This window comes from Blautia sp. Marseille-P2398 (assembly GCF_964240315.1).
Lineage (GTDB): Bacteria > Bacillota > Clostridia > Lachnospirales > Lachnospiraceae > Blautia_A > Blautia_A wexlerae.
Genome location: NZ_CAXSTD010000026.1, coordinates 1 through 20,738, shown reverse-complemented (window position 1 = coordinate 20,738; position 20,738 = coordinate 1). Strand labels below are relative to the sequence as shown.

21 protein-coding genes are annotated in these 20,738 nt (G+C 39.3%); 3 read left to right on the top strand and 18 right to left on the bottom strand.

Going from position 1 to position 20,738, the window contains the following annotated elements:
* Window positions 1–217: 217 nt before the first annotated feature.
* The 5 genes from ACESZG_RS18400 to ACESZG_RS18380 all read right to left on the bottom strand — a co-directional run bounded on the left by ACESZG_RS18400 (window position 218) and on the right by ACESZG_RS18380 (window position 3,603).
* Window positions 218–1,054 (bottom strand): alpha/beta hydrolase family protein, encoded by an 837-nt coding sequence (locus ACESZG_RS18400; RefSeq protein WP_055060150.1) that lies wholly within the window; start codon window positions 1,052–1,054, stop codon window positions 218–220.
* Window positions 1,055–1,161: 107 nt separating this feature from the next.
* Window positions 1,162–1,413 carry a sporulation transcriptional regulator SpoIIID gene (gene spoIIID / locus ACESZG_RS18395; RefSeq protein WP_062807110.1) on the bottom strand — a complete coding sequence of 84 codons (252 nt, stop codon included), beginning with the start codon at window positions 1,411–1,413 and terminating at the stop codon, window positions 1,162–1,164.
* A gap of 133 nt (window positions 1,414–1,546) precedes the next feature.
* Window positions 1,547–2,773 (bottom strand): serine/threonine transporter SstT, encoded by a 1,227-nt coding sequence (sstT, locus tag ACESZG_RS18390; protein ID WP_173720232.1) that lies wholly within the window; start codon window positions 2,771–2,773, stop codon window positions 1,547–1,549.
* 79 nt (window positions 2,774–2,852) lie between these two features.
* Window positions 2,853–3,476 (bottom strand): GTP pyrophosphokinase family protein, encoded by a 624-nt coding sequence (locus tag ACESZG_RS18385; RefSeq protein WP_195303329.1) that lies wholly within the window; start codon window positions 3,474–3,476, stop codon window positions 2,853–2,855.
* Window positions 3,466–3,603, bottom strand: coding sequence for a hypothetical protein (locus ACESZG_RS18380; RefSeq protein WP_173679452.1), 138 nt, complete (start codon window positions 3,601–3,603; stop codon window positions 3,466–3,468). The genes ACESZG_RS18385 and ACESZG_RS18380 overlap by 11 nt, the downstream gene beginning before the upstream one ends.
* Window positions 3,604–3,837: 234 nt before the next feature.
* Here ACESZG_RS18380 and ACESZG_RS18375 point away from each other — a divergent pair, with 234 nt between their 5' ends.
* Both ACESZG_RS18375 and ACESZG_RS18370 read left to right on the top strand, forming a co-directional pair.
* Window positions 3,838–4,110, top strand: coding sequence for a type II toxin-antitoxin system RelB/DinJ family antitoxin (locus ACESZG_RS18375; RefSeq protein WP_044956362.1), 273 nt, complete (start codon window positions 3,838–3,840; stop codon window positions 4,108–4,110).
* Window positions 4,103–4,369 (top strand): Txe/YoeB family addiction module toxin, encoded by a 267-nt coding sequence (locus ACESZG_RS18370; RefSeq protein WP_026649456.1) that lies wholly within the window; start codon window positions 4,103–4,105, stop codon window positions 4,367–4,369. Before ACESZG_RS18375 ends, ACESZG_RS18370 begins: the two co-directional genes overlap by 8 nt.
* 29 nt (window positions 4,370–4,398) lie before the next feature.
* Here ACESZG_RS18370 and fucO read toward each other — a convergent pair whose 3' ends face one another.
* Together fucO and ACESZG_RS18360 are read right to left on the bottom strand one after the other, a co-directional pair.
* Entirely contained in the window at window positions 4,399–5,544 is a 1,146-nt protein-coding gene (fucO, locus tag ACESZG_RS18365; protein ID WP_055199902.1) for a lactaldehyde reductase, read from the bottom strand.
* 230 nt (window positions 5,545–5,774) lie between these two features.
* The gene (locus tag ACESZG_RS18360) at window positions 5,775–6,347 is read right to left on the bottom strand and encodes a TetR/AcrR family transcriptional regulator (RefSeq protein ID WP_173697340.1); all 573 of its coding nucleotides are present in this window, start codon (window positions 6,345–6,347) and stop codon (window positions 5,775–5,777) included.
* Between the two features lie 200 nt (window positions 6,348–6,547).
* Here ACESZG_RS18360 and ACESZG_RS18355 point away from each other — a divergent pair, with 200 nt between their 5' ends.
* Complete coding sequence (locus ACESZG_RS18355) at window positions 6,548–7,030, top strand: DUF2284 domain-containing protein (RefSeq protein WP_118616666.1); 483 nt, start codon at window positions 6,548–6,550, stop codon at window positions 7,028–7,030.
* 62 nt (window positions 7,031–7,092) lie between these two features.
* On the opposite strand, the gene ACESZG_RS18350 is transcribed toward ACESZG_RS18355, so the two are convergent.
* From ACESZG_RS18350 to ACESZG_RS18300, 11 genes are all read right to left on the bottom strand, one after another.
* Window positions 7,093–7,494: an ABC transporter ATP-binding protein gene (locus tag ACESZG_RS18350; protein WP_330584160.1), complete on the bottom strand. Its 402-nt coding sequence runs from the start codon at window positions 7,492–7,494 to the stop codon at window positions 7,093–7,095.
* Window positions 7,495–7,500: 6 nt separating this feature from the next.
* A complete protein-coding gene (locus tag ACESZG_RS18345; RefSeq protein WP_330599359.1) occupies window positions 7,501–8,064 on the bottom strand; it encodes a dipeptide/oligopeptide/nickel ABC transporter ATP-binding protein in 564 nt (187 codons plus the stop codon).
* Between the two features lie 237 nt (window positions 8,065–8,301).
* Complete coding sequence (locus ACESZG_RS18340) at window positions 8,302–9,708, bottom strand: DUF4832 domain-containing protein (protein WP_243148437.1); 1,407 nt, start codon at window positions 9,706–9,708, stop codon at window positions 8,302–8,304.
* Window positions 9,701–10,372, bottom strand: a complete 672-nt coding sequence (locus tag ACESZG_RS18335; RefSeq protein WP_008707171.1) for a DUF4956 domain-containing protein — start codon at window positions 10,370–10,372, stop codon at window positions 9,701–9,703. Before ACESZG_RS18335 ends, ACESZG_RS18340 begins: the two co-directional genes overlap by 8 nt.
* Window positions 10,369–11,121, bottom strand: a complete 753-nt coding sequence (locus ACESZG_RS18330) for a polyphosphate polymerase domain-containing protein (RefSeq protein ID WP_055053308.1) — start codon at window positions 11,119–11,121, stop codon at window positions 10,369–10,371. The genes ACESZG_RS18335 and ACESZG_RS18330 overlap by 4 nt, the downstream gene beginning before the upstream one ends.
* The gene (locus ACESZG_RS18325) at window positions 11,108–12,901 is read right to left on the bottom strand and encodes a CotH kinase family protein (protein WP_227218577.1); all 1,794 of its coding nucleotides are present in this window, start codon (window positions 12,899–12,901) and stop codon (window positions 11,108–11,110) included. The genes ACESZG_RS18330 and ACESZG_RS18325 overlap by 14 nt, the downstream gene beginning before the upstream one ends.
* A complete protein-coding gene (gene pelG, locus ACESZG_RS18320) occupies window positions 12,888–14,357 on the bottom strand; it encodes an exopolysaccharide Pel transporter PelG (protein WP_118521016.1) in 1,470 nt (489 codons plus the stop codon). The genes ACESZG_RS18325 and pelG overlap by 14 nt, the downstream gene beginning before the upstream one ends.
* Window positions 14,338–15,780 (bottom strand): GT4 family glycosyltransferase PelF, encoded by a 1,443-nt coding sequence (gene pelF / locus ACESZG_RS18315; RefSeq protein ID WP_055199904.1) that lies wholly within the window; start codon window positions 15,778–15,780, stop codon window positions 14,338–14,340. The genes pelG and pelF overlap by 20 nt, the downstream gene beginning before the upstream one ends.
* Before the next feature lie 5 nt (window positions 15,781–15,785).
* Entirely contained in the window at window positions 15,786–17,615 is a 1,830-nt protein-coding gene (locus ACESZG_RS18310) for a DUF2194 domain-containing protein (RefSeq protein WP_373218908.1), read from the bottom strand.
* The gene (locus ACESZG_RS18305; RefSeq protein WP_227194726.1) at window positions 17,612–18,289 is read right to left on the bottom strand and encodes a hypothetical protein; all 678 of its coding nucleotides are present in this window, start codon (window positions 18,287–18,289) and stop codon (window positions 17,612–17,614) included. Before ACESZG_RS18305 ends, ACESZG_RS18310 begins: the two co-directional genes overlap by 4 nt.
* Window positions 18,290–18,501: 212 nt before the next feature.
* A complete protein-coding gene (locus ACESZG_RS18300; RefSeq protein ID WP_173701178.1) occupies window positions 18,502–20,610 on the bottom strand; it encodes an NAD(P)-dependent oxidoreductase in 2,109 nt (702 codons plus the stop codon).
* Window positions 20,611–20,738: the final 128 nt, after the last annotated feature.

Sequence of the window (20,738 nt, the reverse complement as noted above, 5' to 3'; positions counted from 1 at the left end):
TAAAAGTCAAGGCTTTTGTAATCTTTTTGTTAGACCCTTAAGACTAACTAAGGGTATAGATTATCTAAATACCATTGCGGAGTGAACAGTAACGTATAAGAAGGAGTCCTGCCCATAGAACTTTATTCTGTTATAGAAACATTACGGAGTAATTTCCTGCAACAGAAATAAAAAGAGCCACAACAGATTTCATATCCATCTGTTGCGACTCTCTCATTTACAGTCCTACATTCCCGCTGTTCATCCCTTCTTTACTGTCCTTATCAAGTGGCAGCCAGTCCAGTACTTTCTTAATATAACGGTTCCAGAAATCCCACTCATGTGCTCCCGGACCTTCCTCGTAAGTTACATCCACACCCAGTTTCTGCATGGTATCTCTGAACTTACGGTTCGGAGGAAGAAGCGGATCATCCAGTCCACAGGCAAGGTACATATGCGGAAATGGGATTCCATCTTTTTTCATATTTTCGGCAATCCATTCCGGATTGATCTCACAGTCTTTGATCCGGGACAGATCTCCAAATACACTCTCCAGAAAACTTTTTTTCTCAAAGAACATAGGAGAACTGTCATCTGCTATCCCCATTTTTTCAAGTATCATGGCTGAAGAAAGGCCTGCGATATATCCGAATGTATCATGGTATTTCAGACCATTTCGGATTGCACCGTATCCTCCCATAGATAACCCGGCAATAAATGTATCTTCTTTTTTGTATGATAACGGAAACATTCTTCGTGTGATCTTTACAAGTTCTTTTCCGATAAATTCACTGTAGTTTTCATTTGCATTCGGATGATCCATATAGAACATATTTGCTCCGGAAGGCATAACTACTGCCAGATTCTTTTCTTCTGCCCATCGCTTAATACATGTTCCTGTTACCCAGTCTGTGTAATTTCCCATTACTCCGTGAAGCAGATACAAAGTCTTAAACGGTTTGTTCTCTTCTTCTGTTTCTTCTCCAAAAAACACTTTATCAACCGGCAGGATTACATTCATCGTTACCGGACGCATCAGTGCTTTTGAAAAGAAGTTCACTTCCATTAATGCCATCTTCTTGTTCTCCTTATGTATATACAAAATATCCTGAAATATCTGGATTTATTATACAGAAAATGTATCAAAAAAGCTACTGTCATATCCGACAGCAGCCATTTTTGTTAATGCTGATGTAAATATTTTTCTCTTGTAGCGAGCCCACCTCTGATATGCCGCTCCTGCTTGTTCACATCCAGAACCTGTCTCACTTCACATGCCAGTCCCGGATTGAGCTGACTGAGACGGTCAGTGCAGTCCTTATGTACCGTGCTCTTACTAATCCCGAATTTCTTCGCCGCCTGACGCACCGTTACCTTTGTATCAATAATATAATTTGCAATTTCCACTGCCCGCTCCTCGATATAATCTTTCACGGATAAGCCTCCGAAGACGCTGTTTTTACAGTGTATGCACAGAAATTCCCGAATATGTAGCAATCATTTTTATAGTTGTGCCTTATAAAAGAACGGCCGTCCATACCGGACGACCGTTTCGCTCATTGCAATCTTATTTAAATTTAATCTCTTTTCCTTCAAGTCTCCACTGTCTGAATTCTGCGGAAGCAGATAACAGAAGATCTGAAGAAGAGTTCAGAGCTGTTTCTACAGAATCCTGAACTACGCCAATGATAAATCCTACTGCAACAACCTGCATGGAAATGTCATCTGAAATTCCGAACAGAGAGCATGCCATCGGGATCAGAAGAAGTGATCCGCCGGCTACACCGGAAGCGCCACATGCTGACAGAGCTGCAAGAAGACTCAGGATAATTGCTGTCGGAATATCTACATGAATACCAAGAGTAAATGCAGTTGCCATTGTCATAACCGTAATAGTGATAGCCGCACCATCCATATTAATAGTTGCACCAAGCGGAATGGTTACAGAATAAGTATCTCTGTCCAGTCCCATCTCTTCACAGACTTTCATGTTTACCGGAATATTAGCTGCGGAACTTCTTGTAAAGAAAGCTGTCAGCGCACTTCTCTTCAGGCAGTGGAAAATCAGCGGATATGGATTCTGGCGGATGCACCAGTAAACCAGAAGCGGATTGGTCACAAAATAGATAAACAGCATACATCCTACAAGAAGAAGCAACAGTTTTCCATAAGTCGTAAAGATATCCAGACCGTTTGTAGATACTGTGTTAAATACCAGACCAAAAATTCCAAAAGGTGCAAGATTAATGATCCAGGTTACTACCATGGAAATACCATCTGCAACATCAGCCAGAACCTTCTTTGTCATCTTATCAGCTGCACGAAAAGCAAGCCCAAGAAGAACAGCCCACATCAGGATCCCTACATAGTTTGCATTTACCAGTGAAGATACCGGGTTGGCAACTACGTTCAGAAGCAGGTTATTTAATACCTCAACGATACCCTGTGGTGCACTTGTATCTGTTGCTGCATTTGCAAGTGTCATCTTTACAGGAAATGCCATACTCGCAAATACCGCAATCACTGCTGCCAGAACTGTACTGAACATATAGAGAATGATAACTGTCTTAATAACTCCTCCATGAGATTTTCCTGCATTACACAGGGAACTGACAACCAGGAAGAATACCAGCAAAGGTGCGATTGCCTTTAATGCACTTACAAAGACATCACCCAGAATTGCGATTCCTGTTGCCTGCGGTACAGCAATTCCCAGAACCGCACCCAGAATCAGGCCAACCAGGATTCTCTTTACAAGAGCAATTCTGGTCCATTTGTCCCAAACTTTTTTCATTTCTTTAATCCTCTTTCCCTTTAGTTTGTTAAAACACTAATCCGGTACATTATAAAGGATTTTTTAAAAAAGTGCAATACTATACAACTACTGTTCTTTTCTCCTGTTGATGATCCGTCTCATTATATTGCTCAAAACGGCTCTCAATCTCTACCAGCATATTTGCATATTCTCGTAATTCATCTCTGAGCTGTTCTTTATCTGTTCGTTCTTTTTTATAAGAGATCCTGTGTTCCATGCTTGCCCAGAAATCCATGGACATTGTTCTAAACTGTATCTCCACCGGGAAGTATTCCATTCCATCCAGACAATATACCGGCACTCCTACGATCACATGATAGCTCCGATATCCATTTGGCTTCGGATTTCCAATGTAGTCCCGTTCTTTGATCACTATCAGATCACTCTGACTCTTCAGAATTTCTGTCAGATTATAGATATCATCTACAAAATAGCAAATTACCCTGACACCTGCAATATCCTGAAGATAATCCTTCGCATTCATCACAGTAGGTTCTTTTCCCTTTCGCTGCAGTTTCTCTTCAATGCTCTGTTTCTTCTTGATCCTACATTGGATATTATGGATCGGTCTTGCAGATGCTTCACCGTACAGGTTGTGATTCAACACATCAAGACGTGTGAGAAGCATCTGTTTAGCATCTTCATATGGTTGTATAAATTCATAATATTCTTCATCTGTCATAACTTATTTCTCCTGTAAAAACCTCTGCAGTTATTCTTCTGCCTTTCATATTTCTTATTCTGTACTTCTTTGCAGAACTTATCTTTTTTTCCACATTTGTACTGCAAAATAACCATTTTTTCCCCATTACGTCTCCATCATACAAAAGAAATGTGTTTAATCAGTGTTCCAATTCTAATCATTTTATAAATAAAATCCTCTATCAGTTACATGCTCTCCAATAAACTGATTTCATTTTACCTATTGCCATTTACTCTATGTGCGAATATATATTTTCATTTTGAATATATTTTATACTATATGATTGCAAATATATTCTATTTGCAGTAAAATATATTAAAAAACAAAAAGGAGTGATATCATGACAACCATTAGTTTACGTATGGATGATCAAATGAAAAAAGAGCTTGATGAAATGTGCGAAGCAATGGGAATGAATATTTCTACTTTCTACATGATCTATACAAAAAAGGCACTAAGAGATCGTAGAATACCATTTGACATTGAAGCTCCGGCAGATCCATTTTATTCTGAACAGAATATGGCACAGCTTCGCAAATCTGCTCAACAAGTAAAGGAAGGTAAAATAATAACAAAAACAATGGAAGATCTGGAGGCAATAGCGTGTGAGTAATATTTCATTTTCAGAAGATGCCTGGGAAGATTATCTTTACTGGCAACTTCAAGACAAGAAAACACTAAAGAAGATTAATGAATTATTGAAAGAAATACAACGGACACCTTTCTCAGGAAAAGGTGAACCAGAAAAACTTCGTGGTGATTTAAATGGAAAATGGAGTAGGCGAATCAACCTCAAAGACCGTTTGGTTTACGAAATATCAGATGAAACAATTATTGTAATCCAATGCAAAGGCCATTACAGCGATAAATAAAAAAGTCCCCCCGCAGGGGGCTTTTTTATTTACATAATCTTACGGAACAGGTCTTTCAGATCTTCTACGCTTGCATCTTTCGGGTTTCCCGGTGCGCATGCGTCTGCATGTGCGGATTCTGCCAGGAACTGGAGATCTTCTTCTTTGATTGCTTCCAGTTTAGTCGGGATTCCTACATCAACAGAGAGTTTCTTAACAGCTTCGATTGCTGCTTTTCTGTATTCATCCTGAGACATTTCATCTACGCCTTTGACACCCATTGCTCTGGCAATCTCACGATATTTCTCACCTGTGCATTCCTGATTGTATTCCATAACAATCGGAAGCATCATTGCGCAGGCAACACCGTGTGGTGTGTCATAAACAGCACCAAGTGTATGAGCCATGGAATGAGCGATTCCAAGACCTACGTTAGAGAATCCCATACCAGCGATATACTGTCCAAGAGCCATTCCTTCACGACCTTCTTTTGTGTTTTCAACAGCACCGCGGAGAGATTTGGAGATCAGCTCGATTGCTTTTAAATGGAACATATCTGTCATTTCCCATGCAGCTTTTGTTGTATATCCTTCGATTGCATGAGTGAGGGCATCCATACCTGTGGAAGCTGTCAGTCCCTTTGGCATGGAGGACATCATTTCAGGATCAATAACTGCGATGATCGGCATGTCATGTGGGTCAACGCATACAAATTTACGTTTTCTTTCTACATCTGTGATAACATAATTAATAGTTACCTCTGCTGCTGTACCTGCTGTTGTCGGAACTGCAATGATTGGTACACAAGGTTTCCTGGTCGGAGCTGTACCTTCCAGACTTCTTACGTCTTCAAATTCAGGGTTTGCAATAATAATACCGATTGCTTTGGAAGTATCCATGGAAGAACCACCGCCGATTGCAATCAGATAATCTGCTTCAGAATCTTTAAATGCCTGAACACCATGCTGTACGTTCTCGATTGTCGGGTTCGGTTTGATGTCTGAATACAGTTCATATGCAAGTCCGTTTTTCTCAAGAATGTCTGTAACTTTGCTTGTTACATGGAATTTTACAAGATCAGGGTCAGAGCATACGAAAGCTTTTTTAAAACCATGTGCTTTTGCTTCGTTTGCGATTTCCTCGATTGCTCCTGCTCCGTGATAAGAGGTCTGATTTAAGTTAATTCTGTTTGCCATAATGATTTCCATTCCTTTCGGTATTCTTCAGTATTATAGCAATCCTCTTAAATGCATTATTTACGAGGATTGCTATAGGTAAGCTTCCGTATCGCTTATCTTTGTTATTAACTTAACAACATGAAGTAAAAAAAGAAAGTTACACTTTGGCTCAAATGTAACTTTCTCACAATATTTGTGCAATAATGCCGAAAAACCAGGTGCAAAATTATGCACTAATATTGTTATATTTATGACAATATTTCCAGCTTTTCAAACAATTCCGAGAGTTTTCCCGGCATCCCGTCAACTAAAATTTTCGCCAGTCCCTCCGGTGCACATTCCAACTCTCCCAGTACCCATTTTACAGTCATATAAATAGAACTCTGGCAGTACATTTCCAGAATACAATGTATAGTCTCATCCGGGATTCTTCCTGTTTTCTCACGGATCAAATTTTCATAGAAGTCCAGGATCAGTTCAAAATCATGCTGACGCAGACTATTCTGTCTGTCGTATTTAAATGCTGCTGCAAAGAAAACATGCTCTTCCTGAATATAGGTAAACTTCTTTACCAGAGCATCATAAACAGTTTTCCCCATTCCCATATGCTCAAAGGATTTCGCCAGAAGCTTATCAAAATACCAGTTGATCAGGTCAAATTTGTCCATAAAATTCCGATAGAAAGTCTGCCTCGTAACACCACAATTCTCTGTAATCTGTTTTACTGTGATGTTATCTACAGACATCGTTTTCATACATTCCTTCATTGACCGCGCAAGGCGGTATTTCGTTTTTTCCCCCTTACCTGCTTCATTTATCATATCCATACAAATTCCTCTCACAGATAAAACTTCGTGTATTCATTATATCAATTTCTTCCCTGTATTTCCAGATAGTTTCTTCCTGAAATTCGTATTTTGAAGCATATTATATTTTGTTTTTTCTGTTTTTATTTACTTCAAAATGTTATAATCATAAAAGATAAAAATAAATACTCCGCTTTAAGAAAGGAGACTTTTTTATGGATTTAATAAAAGAAGCACTTTCCATGGGTTTCGCAGATGCAGCGATCATGGATACAAAAGACCTGGTATTTGTGCCGGAATACAGGCAGTTCTGCGAGGACAATCTCTGTGGAAATTATAACCTGGTTCCTGCATGTCCGCCTACCTGCGGTACTGTAGAAGAAATGCAGGCAAAGGCATTGAAATATGAAAAGGCACTGGTTCTCCAGACTGTTCTGAAAGATCCGATCATGGATCCGGTTCTTTTCAAGCAGGCGAAACATGCACAGAATATTCTTACCGAACAGCTTGCCAGACAGATGCAGGAAACAGGAAAAGAAGATGTCCTGATCATGAGCGCAGGACCGTATAAAAACTGTTCCTGTATGTCCGCCTACAGTGTAGATGCACAGAAAATGGCTGATGCTGTTGGTATGGTCTGCTGGGCAGATGATTCAGATGTGAGATTCTTTACACAAATCCTGTTTCATGAAGACTGAGCATTACGCAAAAGAGACTGTCGCACCGGAAAATCCCTGATGTGACAGCCTCTTTTTCATTTTTATATCTTTTGTTCTTCCACATAAAAGCATGCCACTGCATGTCCGGGAGCAATCTCTTTCAGCTTCGGCATCTCTGCCTTACATCTGTCTGTGCAATTCTCGCAGCGGTTCTGGAAAGGGCAGCCCTTTGGTACATCCAGAGGACTTGGTGCTTCACTCTCGATACTTTGGATCTTCTGGCTGGGATCCATATGAATGGAGAACTGTGCACCCAGAAGTGCCTGTGTATATGGATGCACTGCATACTCTGTAACATCTTCACCTGGAATAACCTCTACGATATTTCCCAGATACATAACAGCAATCTGATGGGCAAAAGAACGGATCAGCGCCAGGTCATGGCAGATGAAAAGCATGCTGATATTTTTTTCTTTCTGAAGGCGTACCAGAAGCTCGATCACAGACTCCTACACAGAAACATCCAGCGCAGAAGTCGCCTCATCGCAAACCAGGATCTCCGGTTCCAGTGAAAGCGCTCTTGCAATACTGATTCTCTGTCTCTGTCCGCCACTCATGTTATGAGGATAACGATCTACGAAATCTCCCGGCAGCTCTACCATTTCCAGCAGTTCTCTTGCTTTGTTTTCTTTCTCGCTTTTCTTTAATTTTCCAAAGTTGATCAGCGGCTCTGTAAGGATATCCACAATCTTCATCTTCGGATCAAAGGATGCCAGCGGATCCTGGAAAACCATCTGCATGTTCTGGCGATTTAACCATGTTTCCTTTTTGGAAAGGTCAGCAAGGTTTTTGCCATGATACAAAATCTCACCGCTGGTAGGCTTGTCAAGGGAGATAACCATTCTTACGAATGTGGATTTACCGCATCCGCTCTCTCCTACGATTCCTAATGTCTTGCCTTTATAGACATTCAGATTAATGTCATTGCAGGCTGTCAGAGTCCGTCCATGGGAGGCCGGAAACTGTTTTACAATGTGCTTTGCACTGAGCACGATATCTGATTCCTTAAACAAAACGGCGTCCCTCCATTTCCGGTACTGCTGCCAGAAGCTTAATCCTTGCGGAACTTACAACGACTGGTTCAAAACCAATAAATGTTATTTAATTTTTACTATAATATTATAGAATAGTTTTTTTTTACTTTGTCCAGTAATTAGAAAAAAAAATCAGATTGTATTCAAAAACATACAATCCGATTTTTTTATTCCTTTTACTGTAACAGATAAACGAATCATTTTTATTCTTCAATATTATTTGCTAAAAAGATAATTTTTCCCTTCGTTATAAGTTCCCTTCATTGTAAAAAGATAATTTTTCCCTTCGTTATAAGTTCCCTTCATTGAAAGTCGAACAGCTAATTTTCCAGTCATCGGATCTTCAATACCTATACTGATCTTATATTTCTTTCCGGCCAGTGAGATCATCTTTTTTATCTGCATTCTTGTTTTTGTCTGTAAAGTTTCTTCCGGCAGAAGTGATTTTAACGAAATGTCAACCGCTTCTTTTTCAAGACTATTTCCATCCTCATCTTCTACCAGAACCCATACAGGCCAGTCTTCATAAAATGGTGCAACTCCATCATTCTTCCATTTAAGATTCAGGCTGACATACCCCGGCATCTGAATAAGGCTTGCTTGCGAAATCCACAAACGATATCCCATGCTTCCTAAAACTTTCCTATAACCGTTTTCATAAGTTTTATCCGCTACTTTCGGTCCAAGAAAAGTAGTATGTGCTTTCTTTATCAGATTTATTGTCTGATCCAGATTTGTGTCAAGCAACTCTTTCATTGTAATTGAACTTGTAAACTCACCTCCGGAAGGAAACTTTTTCCAGAAATCTTTCATTGCGGATAACCCTTTTTTCTCATGAGTCTGGTCAAACTCACCGCCTTCATTGATCCAGCGAAACCATTCCTCTGTGCTCTCTGGCTGTCCGGTCATATCGTTGTAGAGACCTGTTCCATAATGTTCTCCCTCACTAAAAGGTCTTCTCATCAGTATCATGGAATCAGGGAAGGCCTCTGTCCATGGAATCATATAACGTTCTCTTACAGATTCTTCTGGCAGACTCTGTATTCCTGCAGAAATATTTACATGCCATTCTCCCCAGTGCCCCAGACTTCCAAGTTCGATATAACTGACCAGTCCATCTCTGCCAAAATGCTCTCCAAGTGCATTAACTGCCCTTTTGTGATATTGTATCATCTGTTCATTATTATAATCAGGAGCATATCCCTTTCCATACTCCATATCATACCAGGTTCCCGCATGATCAGTTTTGTCATATAGCCATTGTGGAATGTCCATATGCTTTTCCTCCCCGGGAATATCACACACAAACCTCAGTACCAGGTGTTTCCCTTCTTCTCTCCATCTGTCAGTCTGATTTTCTCTTTCGATTTTCTCCCAGTCATATTTTCCTTCCTCCGGTTCCAGTTCAGCCCAGGTAATATCCATATACAGTAAAGATATATCCTCTCCTATTGTTTCTTCCCAGGCACAAGGTGCATATCCCATTAATGGATTTCCAAAAATTTCTTCTGTTTTTTCATATATCTGAGTTTTTCTTCCAAATACCATCCATACTCCTGCTGCTATAATAACTAAAAGTCCAAAACCCAACAGAACCAGAGATTGTTTCTGACTTTTAGCCATGATATTCTCCATTATACTGAATCAATGTAACATCTTCCACTCCACCGATATCCCGGATTTTTTCCATAAACTCCATATCATTCTGTCTGCAATATATTTCCACTGCCATTTCTGTTTTTTCATTGCGCATAGTTTTTGATTTTACGAAATATTTTCTTTTTCCAAAACAGCGGATAATTTCATCTCCCGCCTGAGTTCCCTGATAATGAATCACTGCAATATAAATTCTTCCATTTTGTTGTTTGTGATAAAACAGGGTGATCATCAGAATGATAATCACAGCTGTCAACAGAGTTAATGCATACATACCTGCACCGGCTGTAATCCCCGATGTGATTGCCCAGAACAGATACAGAAGATCCATCGGATCTTTAATTGCTGTACGAAAACGTACAATAGACAATGCACCAACCATACCAAGAGAAATCACAATATTGCTGCTGATCGCAAGTGTTACCATACAGGTAAGCACTGTCATTCCCACAAGTGTAACTGCAAAACTTCTGGAGAAAATAACTCCAACATAAAATTTCTGATAAACCAGATAAATCACACTTCCCAAAATCAAAGCCACTGCCAGAGCAGCCAATATCTTAGGTATATCATACTGACTGAACATTCCTGATTCCAGTACAGATTTTTTTATCATATCCTGTACACTCATCTTATCATCCTCCCCTGTGTATCATACCAATACTCAAATCCATTCATGTACCGCGTTTTTTCATAACACAGTACATATTTGGAAACTGCTGTAAATTCTGCTGCCTGCGGCGGCAGAAGATTTCTCAGAATCTGAGGCAGCATCTCTGTAAATTTCACTTCCATGATCAGTTTTCCCGGTTCCAGTACAGATAAAGCCGGAAGCGTACTGTCGAAAATGTCATAGCTTCCAACAGCAGCTCTGACATCTGTATCAAATGTAATCCTGACTGTTCCCTCATCCATGATCCATGGTTCTCTCTCGTAATCTACGATTGTTCTCGGCCGCATCATATTACTCATACATTCTATATAAAATTCCCTGCAAAGACTATACGGACTTTTCAGAAGAAATTCATACTCGCCGGAAAGAATTTTTTGCACCTCATCTTTTGTCAGTGGGGCATCTTCTTTATAAATATAACTGCCGAATTTCTTTTTTCTTTCCAGCTTGATACTTTCAGCACTATAATTATAAATTCGTATCCTGTATTTCTTCCTCATAAGAACGCCGCTTTCCTTTTCTTCATATGCACTGTTCCAGTAATCATCAAAATACAGGCTCCGTATCAGATATCCTCCATTTTCTGCATGAGGATCCAGTTTCATAAGTGGCTTCATCCGAAGATTCAGGACTTCTTTCTCACTGGTACTGATAAGATATTTCCACTCGTTACGAAAACGTTCTTTCTTCCTGTCAGCCTTCCTCATAAATATCTTCCTCTACCGTATTATCTTCTGTTATGTAAAAACACTTCATACCATAATGTTTTCCTTCATCTGTTACATAATAATCAAATGCATCCTGCGTTTTTCCAGATGTATTTGTTGCTCTTACTCTCACAAAATACTGTCCTGCATTCGGAAGGTCCATCTCGGCTTCCGGAACAGTCAGGGTTGTGTTCTGATAGATCACATCCTGAAACAGATAATCTCGCGCAACCTCCACAGAATACGTAATGTCCTCTGCGTCCAGATCATAAGATACATCCCAGTTAAATTTCAGCTTATCACCGTCTATTGTCGGAACACCTATATAAAATGGCATTGGTGTTTCCAGACTTTCCAGATATAACTGATAGTTCTTCTCTATCTCATCAGGAAGTGATGCTGCAATCTGATCGTATTGTTCAGATGTAAGCGGTTCATACTCTGCATCAGGCATCAAATATAAATAGGGCTTCAGTACATTCTTATAGCTCTCTATCTTTGATGTGAGCATATCTTTGTTCAGATATTCCCTCAGATCCAGAATGGCATCATTTAATTTTTCCCGGAAAGACCGTGACTTCAGACACCTTTGAAACAGAATATTTCCCCAGTAATTGCTGATTCCCTTTTCCCAGCTGTTCTGATCCGAAAAATTCCTTAATTCATATTCCGGTCTCATCAGACAGCCATCGTTATCCCAGGCAATAAAGTACCAGATATCTGAATTCAGAGGACTGTATAAATAAACATTTCTGTTCTGTGTGTCTACGTTTCCCATCAGAATCTGAAATGCCATCCAGTAAACAATATTTTCTTCATCAAAATGTTCTTTCAGTACATCTTCAATCCCTATAGAATAATCATTCAGATCTGTCAGCATATCAATCAATTTGGTATGATCTGAATCCCCTTTTATTTCCAGCATTTTTTCAAAGGCTGTCTTATCATATCCTGCATCATCTTCTTTTTTTATAATATCCTCGTAGCGATAAAATTCAAAAGAATTAATCTTATACAATTGTCCGTTTGAATCCAGTCCATGACTCTTTAATGCCGTCTTATTCAGTTGTTCAACCTGTGTATAAATTCCATAATCCTCAAATTTTACACCTGATTCTTCTGTATTATCCTTTACATACAAATGCACAAACTGTGTACGTAAACCAACCATCTGAGGAATTCCCCTGATCAGATCATATGCCAGCTTATTTCGAAAGCGCATTCCTTCTGTCATATGTTTATTCAGGTTAATGGTTCTCTGGCCTCTCCACGTTCCTTTATTCTTTTTTAACTCAATTTTATAATTTTTTTGTGCATTCTGGCTGGATGTCTGGCCTCTGATCTGAACAGTTGCATTAGGCACGCTTTCTCCATATCCGACTTCCCCTTGTGTCGGTCCATTCTCATCTCCCACCTGCAAAAGTCCTGCCACCTGATATCTCTCCACTCCCATATCTTCGTAGTCATAAACAGAATAGCTGTTGATTTCCTTCCATGTATGATATGTATTTTCGGATGAATTTCCCTTAGATACAGTAAGATACATGGTAACAACACTGGTATCATCATCATTTTCATACAAAGAATCCTTATCTCTTAAATGAATCTCATTGATTTCTTCTTTCTCTGCTTTTTCTGCCTTTACCTGTTCTGTTTCGTTATCTTCCTGTACTGTCTGATCCTGCGAAGAGTTTCCCGCTTTTTCCAGAGTGCAGCCTCCACAAAGAGAAAGACTGACTAATACTGCACTTATCAGATTTATTTTTTTAATTCCTGTCAACGTTCGTTCTCCTTTCCAGTTTCTCATCCATAAAATATCCGATTCTGGTAAATACCCCCGATTTGTCTTCTGCTACCACCGGCTGTATGCTGAGAATATAATATGGCAGACGTCTGGTATAACGTTCCAGACGGATCATAACTATAAAATAAAACAGTACACATCCTGCAAGAAACCCAAAGCCATAATATACCTGCGGACAAAACAGTGAAATCACAGTAAACACAGAAGTTCCCACGGCAAAAATTACAGAAGCAGCCAATGCTCCCCTGTAATCTGTAAAATATAAAAGAAGCAGAAGCATCGTATTTGCAACTGCATAAATGCCGTAACCAACACAAAGTGTCCGGAAATATCCATACATCAGATCATTAAATCCCAAAGGAAGGTACTTCAAAAGACTCTCACCCATTGAAATCGCCAGCGCAGTAGTCAGTAACTGCTTCAAAGCGGTATATTTCAATTCTCTGTTCAGTACATCCAGCATTTCTGTACCGGCCTGCATAATATCCTTAATGGTTCCCCCATCATTGAATAAACTGTAATAATTCCTGTATTTCGGATAAAAATTAACTTCTACAGAAACCACAAAATTTACAGTGGTGATCAGAATTGTCAGAAATGCGATCAATGCCGGTACGTCATGTGACGGTGCCCCATAAAAAAGCCCTTTTACCTGTTTCCCCAGCGGTCCGGCCCACATGATCACAAGGTGGGCAAACAGCCCGATATTAATGCAGAGTCCTGTAAATGCCAGCGGCAGAAACTCATCTGCCCACCTTAAAAATAAGAATGCACTGATATCACTTTGTGGAAAATACTCATACAGTAAAACAACATCCCATAAAAGCATGATCCCATATCCAATGCATACCGCAGCCATCAATGCTTCCACATGGGAAATTCCCAGAAACAACAATAAAGCTCCCGAAAGAAAAGTAACAGCGATCGCAGCAAGAAAGGATAACATAATTCCTCTGTAATCTTTAATTGCAGTAAGATAACTCATCGCATTCCATGTAACGATCAGTTCTCCAAACAACTCAAAACATAAAAACTTATCTATAAGCCCAACTCCGGAAAATATCAGAAAAATCCCATATAAAATTCCTCCTGCAATGAGCATTAAGCCTGTCGAACCCCAGAAAGATGACAGAACTGCCTCATTTTTTTCTTCATAAAGCATATCTGCAATAAATCTTGTTACTACCATTGACAAGAAACTGGTTACCGTCAATGATGCAAGAAGTGTATATGTGATCATGCAGACCAGTAATTCTCTGCTCTGTTTCGGAGCGCCTGTCCTGTCACACAAAAACATAACCCCCAGCAGAAGTACGATACCAAGCAACATGGGACCGGTACAGATAATCCCTGCATATCCATAGGCGCGGAAAGAAGCAAACAGCCCTCTTCTGCTGAACAGTTTTTTGAGTTCAAATCCAATCCCTGCCATATGCTTCCTCCACCTCCCTGTAAAGTTTTCTGTATTCACTGATCATGCGCTCATGCCTGTAATATGCCTTAGTTCTTGCCTGTCCGCTTTTTCCCATTCTGATCCGTCTTCTCCTGGATTCACACATTTTTTCCATAGCGGCAGCAAGTCCATCCCTGTACATAGGCGGAACGCAATAACCGGCACATCCAAAATCATCTCCTTCTTTCCCATTCAGAAGTTCCCGGCAACATCCTACATCAGTGGTTACACATGGGCGTCTGGCTGCAAATGACTCCAACACGGATAATGGCTGTCCTTCTGATATACTGGTAAGGATCGTAAAATCCAGTTTTCTCATATACTGTACAATATCTACCCTTCCTGTAAAAACAAGATTTTTGATATCCAGCTGTTTCACCAGTGCATAACACTCATCTGCATATTCCTCGTCATCTACCCCTCCCAGAATATGAAGTCTCACATTCTCCATTCTGGATGAGAGTTCATAAAATGCATATATCATAGTCTTTATATCTTTAATGGGTGCGAGACGGACTACCGCACCTATGTCTACCCATCCATCTTCCTCTTTCAGAGGGATCTGTGACAACCTGTCATAATTAATACCATTTTCAATTACTCTGCATTTCTCTGCATCACAGCCAATCTGTATTTGCGTAAGCATCGCATTCGTAAATAAACTGGTTACCCGAAAAGCCCTTTTATAAATTGCTTCTGATAACATATAAAAGAAAGAAATCCACTGTTTTTTAAATGATGGGATTACCCATTTTGCCCTGATGATCTCTTCCTCTCTTTCTCTTGTGTATATCCCATGCTCTGTAAGTAATACCGGTCTCCTGTAAACATATCCTCCAAGGCAGGCAAGAAGTCCCCCATATCCTGTTGAAATGGCATGATAGGTATCTGCCAGAGGAACCTCTGAACCCAGAAGATATAAAACCGGAAGCAGCATGGAACGCATTGTATGAAACGCATCCGCAAATGCAATATACGGATATTTTTCCAGACAGCTCTCTGTTAATATATTTAAAAACTGCTCACTTTTCAGAAATGACATCGGATTCATTTTCCGGTCGTGATATAAATGAAACAATACTTCCCAGTCAGGATGACTGCATTCCATCAATTCTCTTAGACTCTTTGTTTCTTCTTCCGAAAAACGATTGATTCTGTGCAGCTGTCCTTTTTGATTTCCATGTTCCTTCAGTTTTAATGCATCATCCAGAAATACCTCATGGACTTCCACCACATTATCCGGCAGTTCATAGACAAATTTTCCACGGTCACATGCATGTGCTCCTATCACCCACAGTACAAACTCATGCTCTTTCATAACAGTGATATACTGATGCATCCATGTCGAAACTCCACCATGCACATACGGATAACAGCCTTCTAAAACCAGACAGATTCTCAATTTTCTCACCTTATTTCTATTTTCACTGATTTCTCTTTTGCCCGAAGCAGATAGAGATTTCCGGTAATATGCGTCAGTTCTCCACCTTCTATATTACCCGGAGTCCCTTCATTCATTCTTATCATAATATAAGCTTCATCATAAAAATTATCTAATTTAAGATTAAGTTCCTGATCTGATACATCCTTATCGATCACCAGTGCCCCATACCGCTGTATTGCGCCTGATAGTTCGGAAGCAGTAAGATTTCTCAGACATGGAGCTGAAGTATACAGCCAGTCCATATATTCATCCAGCCGTTTTTTCAGTTTCTCCCATCCCAGTCTGGCACCTCTGTCTTCGTCCAGCAGATCATCCGGATGCATAAAATGTGTATTGACAAAATGCATATTCAGTTCAGATACAGCCGCAAGTTCCATATAATCATCAATCACAGCACCTGAAATAATACGGGGCTGTTCCACAATTCCATCTTCTGCAGCCTCAAACTCCTGTGTATATGCCATATCTCCGACAAAATAATTACTTGCAATTGTACGTATCTCCGGAAATTCTTTTACGATCATTTCCCGCCCTTCATCTGACAGCACATTAGACGGCGGTACATAAACAGACAATTCTGTCCCCGGAAACATATCTTTTCCAAACCGTATCAGCTCTGTCATGGCTTTTTTCATTGCATCATAGCTTTCCCATGTTTTATATGGAAGGATATTTGCATAATCCACATTTGACAGGCTCAATGGCTGATGATTATATCCATGATATCCCAGTTCTCCTCCCTGATGAAGCAGCATATTCCCAAAATACTGAAATCTCTGTACATCTTCCTGTTCCACAACATCTCCGGACACATCATCCTCATAATTGTCAATAATAACGCCTGTATATTTCACACCGTGTTCCTCTGCCAGCTCCAGCATATCCGGCCACCAGATATTTGTATAAAACTCTTTGATGCTGAGACCATAATCACGTTTGATATATGTTCCGTCTCCACTCGGCACAGGAGATGGAAAATCATCCAGATAGAATACAGATCCATTAAGCACCGGGTAAACCATCACATCTGTCAGCAGACTATAGGATGCCGCAAAAAATCCTCTTGTGGCTTTTTCACATAATCCAAAATTATCAACTACAAATTTACCTTTTCCATAACTGTTTTCCCAGATAAGCGGAACCTTCTTTTCATCATCTGTCCATGCATAAACCTTCGCCGTTTCTCCAACACTTACTTCCCATGCTGAATCATATGCATCCGGAATCTGGAAAGATCTTCCCCCTCCAATCATGAAATCATCATCAATATAGATTTTATCTACCAGAACATTTCCATAATCAGAGTCTGTAATTCCCAATTTCTGCTCAATGAGCGAAACATATGTATCCTTCTGAAGTGTTAACGCAAAAAGAACACGTCCTCCTTTTTCTACCCAGTTTCCAATCTTTATAACTACATCCTTCAATGGGTTCAGATCCGACATCAGCACCACTATTGTTTCATAGCCTGAGAAATCAGGAATCTCACTCTGTCTGATATCTGCCAGATCTACTCCTGTTTTCATATCCATGAAAATTCTTTCAAACTGTTCCCATGCCACCACACTGTCTGCCTGACTGCTGTCCATCAGCACCAGACAACTGCTCTCAATATTTTTGACTGCCTGTGTTTCAGTTACAACCGTATCCCTGTCCAGATATGCCTTCTTCTTGATCTCTGCCTGATACTGAATTCCTGAACGCTCTGTCCAAAGCACCACACTGATTGCCAGAAAAACTCCCAGAATAACAGTCAGACCCTTAAATCGAAAAGACTGTAAATATTTTATCATTCCTGCCAAAAAGCCAATGCCTCCTTTCCTTTCGCCGACAGGTAAATATGTTCCTGCTGAATCTGCTCTAATGTTTCCTTTAATTCTTTTCCCTGTTTCAGTTCTACGTAATATCTGATCCTGAGTATCCAGTATTCTTCATTTCTGTGCCACTTCTTATCCATTCTTTCCAGACTTTTAAGCACCTGTTCATACTCCTTCGTCTGCATTTGATTCTCAGCCAGACATACATATGTATGAAGATCCTCTTTAAATTTCAGTTTTTTCTTCAGAAGTTTTATATATTGATTTCTTTGCACCAGTTCCATCTGTCCTTCTAGAAGTCCCTGAGATAAATACTCCTGAAGAAAATCACAGTACTCTGAAATAAGCTGTTGATTTTCCGGTTCTTTTGCATATCTGTATTCTATCTTCTGCAGTCTGCTTTCATATTCCTTAGACAGCTCTACCATTCCTGTGATCGCATAATGCACAACCTCTACATCGTCATTCATCCTTGCCTGTTTAAGCATATCGATGTAATTCTCCGGATCATCATTCAATACATTCATAATCAGATCACGCCTCATAGCGGCCTCATCAATAAGAAGCACTTCCTCCAGTGGCACAATATTTCTGTCACTTTCTTCTTTCGGTGCTATAATGCTCCTGTAAATTTCTTCATTGATCTTCATTTTTTCTATTCCGATTTCACGCTTTTTATCCTGGTGAAAAAATATCTGGAAATGCAGAAGCAATACACAGATCATACCCCATACCGGTACAAAGATCACAGGTAATATGAGATACCTCTTCACCTTCAGTAAATGGGAGTTTATTCCTGTCCATACTAAAACACAACAGATAATATGGAATATAATAAAAACAACCCCTGTTATATTCTGTATCATTCTTCAGCTACCCTGCTTTCGTTACGGGTGTCAATCACTCTGCAATGAAGTCCGTTCTTTTCGAGCCTTTCAATTACTATCGGTAACATGGCATCATCCACCTGTGACAGTATCAGATAAAGTTGTCCATCCTCCGATATTCCCAGTATGTCATTCTCTCTGATTTTATTTTTTAATATCCTTTCTGTTTCCTCCAGTGTCATTTCCGGATTTTCAATCTGCAGCAGAGCATATGATCCTATTTTCTGTTCTTTTATGGAATGAAATAACTTCAGCCTTTCCATAAAATACTCTGTTTTTAATATATGAGTTCCTTCCAGATATTCCCTGTCTCTGACTGCTTCCTGATATTCCAGTGCACGCAGCAGAGAAACTTCTACCAGACCGCATAAAATTTTGATAAGATTCAGATAATACAATGTCATCTGACTACTGGCTGCATCCTGAATAAATACCAGCATTACAAGTTCTCCATTTCTCTTTATCCCTGCGATATATGCCGGATATCCGGCAAGCAGTTCCCTGTTTCTCCAGACCTCACCCTTTTCCAGCGTTTCTACCGCATTCTGATACTCTTCAATCCTTATAGAATTCGGCATTTTTCTGCGAATTTCAGGTGATGACACTTCCATCCTTCCAAAACGTTTCCATGAATCCAGTGAATAAAGTACAATTGTATGATTTTCCAGAACATCTTCCATTACCCTTATGGTTTCCATAAACAGTTTCTGAGGCTGTATCACATCCAGCTTTCTTGTTATATCAAAAATTTTTCCAAAGCTGTCCCTGCTTCCGAGAATCTGCTTCTTATATTGTCTTTTATCCTGAAGGGTCTCCTGATACATTTCCTGCATAAAGAAAAATTTTTCCTTGATCAGTCTGTTTTCTTTTGTTACAAATTCTATATCCTCTTTATTCTTCAGCCTTATATAACCACAGACAGCACCTGCGGCAAAATAAAAAATAAATGGAATCCAGTTAGAAGCCTCATAAAACAAAGTATATATGTTTACATTCTCCTGCCTGTACGCTGCAATCAAAGAACAAGTTTCCAACGCAGCTGCTGATATTCCATAATTAATTCCATAAAGACTTCCCATAAATACAATAAATACAAGTCTCAGGTCAATCATTTTAAACTGAGCATAAGTTCCTGTATATTTGTTTAGAAATTCAAATAAAATAAATCCTGAGATTAATTCCAGAATGTGGATCAGCAAAGTATTTTTTGATATCCAATTCCTGATATTTGCAAAATGTCCGAAATCTGAATCTGATAATTTTTTATACTCCTGATACATCCCGGGAATATCTTCAAAAACAGATATCTTTGGAAACCACCCATATTCATGTCTTATAATCTGATCATCCGGCTGTACCTTATAAATCTGACCGCTGTTCTGATATCTTATATCCAGTTTACCGGGAATTGTCTTTCTGATTTCTTTTTCCAGATCACTGAAACTCTGCCTGAAACAATCCGGAACATTCAGACAGCGTTCTTTTCCCCAATTGTCATATACTTTATAAAGCAGTTCTGCCAGATCATACATACATACAAAATAAATATTTTGTTCCGGTGATTCCTCAAAAACAATTTTTCCGCTTTCTTCTGCCTCTGTAAACAGCTTATAAAAAAAGTCCTGTGTGTATACCGCTGAATATAAATGAGGAATTCTCAGAATCTTGGTGTTTATCTGATACATATTTCCATATTCCATAACTACATTTTCTGCTGCGGATACCAGAAGTGTTTTTCCACTTGTAATATTATAAATGCTCTCCTGCCCGGTCAGATACAACATTCTTATTTCCTTATTCTTTTTGCATAACTGAAGTATCTGTCTCAGTTGTTCCAGTTCTCCGGTCATCCTTCCATGCATGGTCAGATAATTGGAAAAATAAACAATTCTTTCAAACTCATATGTTTCGAAAATCTCTTTCAGTTCTTTCTCATCTTTTATGAACGGACGAGATAATATATTCTTTTTTCGATTTGATTTCAGCATCTCATTTCCCAGTACAACTACATCACATTCAGGAAATGATTCTTCTATAAAAGTTTCTGTTACATATCCTGTATTTCCTGCCAACAATACTTCCATATTTATTCACCTCAATAAAGTGAAGTATAACAAAATTATTTTTTCTTTTCAAGGTTAAATGTATTTTTAAATTCTACCTTGCAAGAGTAAATTCTATACCTGTAGAATTTACTTCTGCATGGATTTTT

What these genes read in the sequence shown, in the direction of transcription:
- ACESZG_RS18305 (WP_227194726.1), bottom strand. Translation starts at nt 18,289, where the DNA reads ATGAAGATCAATGAAGAAATTTACAGGAGCATTATAGCACCGAAAGAA.
- ACESZG_RS18385 (WP_195303329.1), bottom strand. Translation starts at nt 3,476, where the DNA reads ATGACAGATGAAGAATATTATGAATTTATACAACCATATGAAGATGCT.
- fucO (WP_055199902.1), bottom strand. Translation starts at nt 5,544, where the DNA reads ATGGCAAACAGAATTAACTTAAATCAGACCTCTTATCACGGAGCAGGA.
- ACESZG_RS18380 (WP_173679452.1), bottom strand. Translation starts at nt 3,603, where the DNA reads ATGGGGAAAAAATGGTTATTTTGCAGTACAAATGTGGAAAAAAAGATA.
- ACESZG_RS18340 (WP_243148437.1), bottom strand. Translation starts at nt 9,708, where the DNA reads ATGGCTAAAAGTCAGAAACAATCTCTGGTTCTGTTGGGTTTTGGACTT.
- ACESZG_RS18360 (WP_173697340.1), bottom strand. Translation starts at nt 6,347, where the DNA reads ATGATAAATGAAGCAGGTAAGGGGGAAAAAACGAAATACCGCCTTGCG.
- pelG (WP_118521016.1), bottom strand. Translation starts at nt 14,357, where the DNA reads ATGGCAGGGATTGGATTTGAACTCAAAAAACTGTTCAGCAGAAGAGGG.
- ACESZG_RS18400 (WP_055060150.1), bottom strand. Translation starts at nt 1,054, where the DNA reads ATGGCATTAATGGAAGTGAACTTCTTTTCAAAAGCACTGATGCGTCCG.
- ACESZG_RS18355 (WP_118616666.1), top strand. Translation starts at nt 6,548, where the DNA reads ATGGATTTAATAAAAGAAGCACTTTCCATGGGTTTCGCAGATGCAGCG.
- ACESZG_RS18300 (WP_173701178.1), bottom strand. Translation starts at nt 20,610, where the DNA reads ATGGAAGTATTGTTGGCAGGAAATACAGGATATGTAACAGAAACTTTT.
- sstT (WP_173720232.1), bottom strand. Translation starts at nt 2,773, where the DNA reads ATGAAAAAAGTTTGGGACAAATGGACCAGAATTGCTCTTGTAAAGAGA.
- ACESZG_RS18330 (WP_055053308.1), bottom strand. Translation starts at nt 11,121, where the DNA reads ATGAGGAAGGCTGACAGGAAGAAAGAACGTTTTCGTAACGAGTGGAAA.
- ACESZG_RS18375 (WP_044956362.1), top strand. Translation starts at nt 3,838, where the DNA reads ATGACAACCATTAGTTTACGTATGGATGATCAAATGAAAAAAGAGCTT.
- ACESZG_RS18335 (WP_008707171.1), bottom strand. Translation starts at nt 10,372, where the DNA reads ATGAGTGTACAGGATATGATAAAAAAATCTGTACTGGAATCAGGAATG.
- ACESZG_RS18310 (WP_373218908.1), bottom strand. Translation starts at nt 17,615, where the DNA reads ATGATAAAATATTTACAGTCTTTTCGATTTAAGGGTCTGACTGTTATT.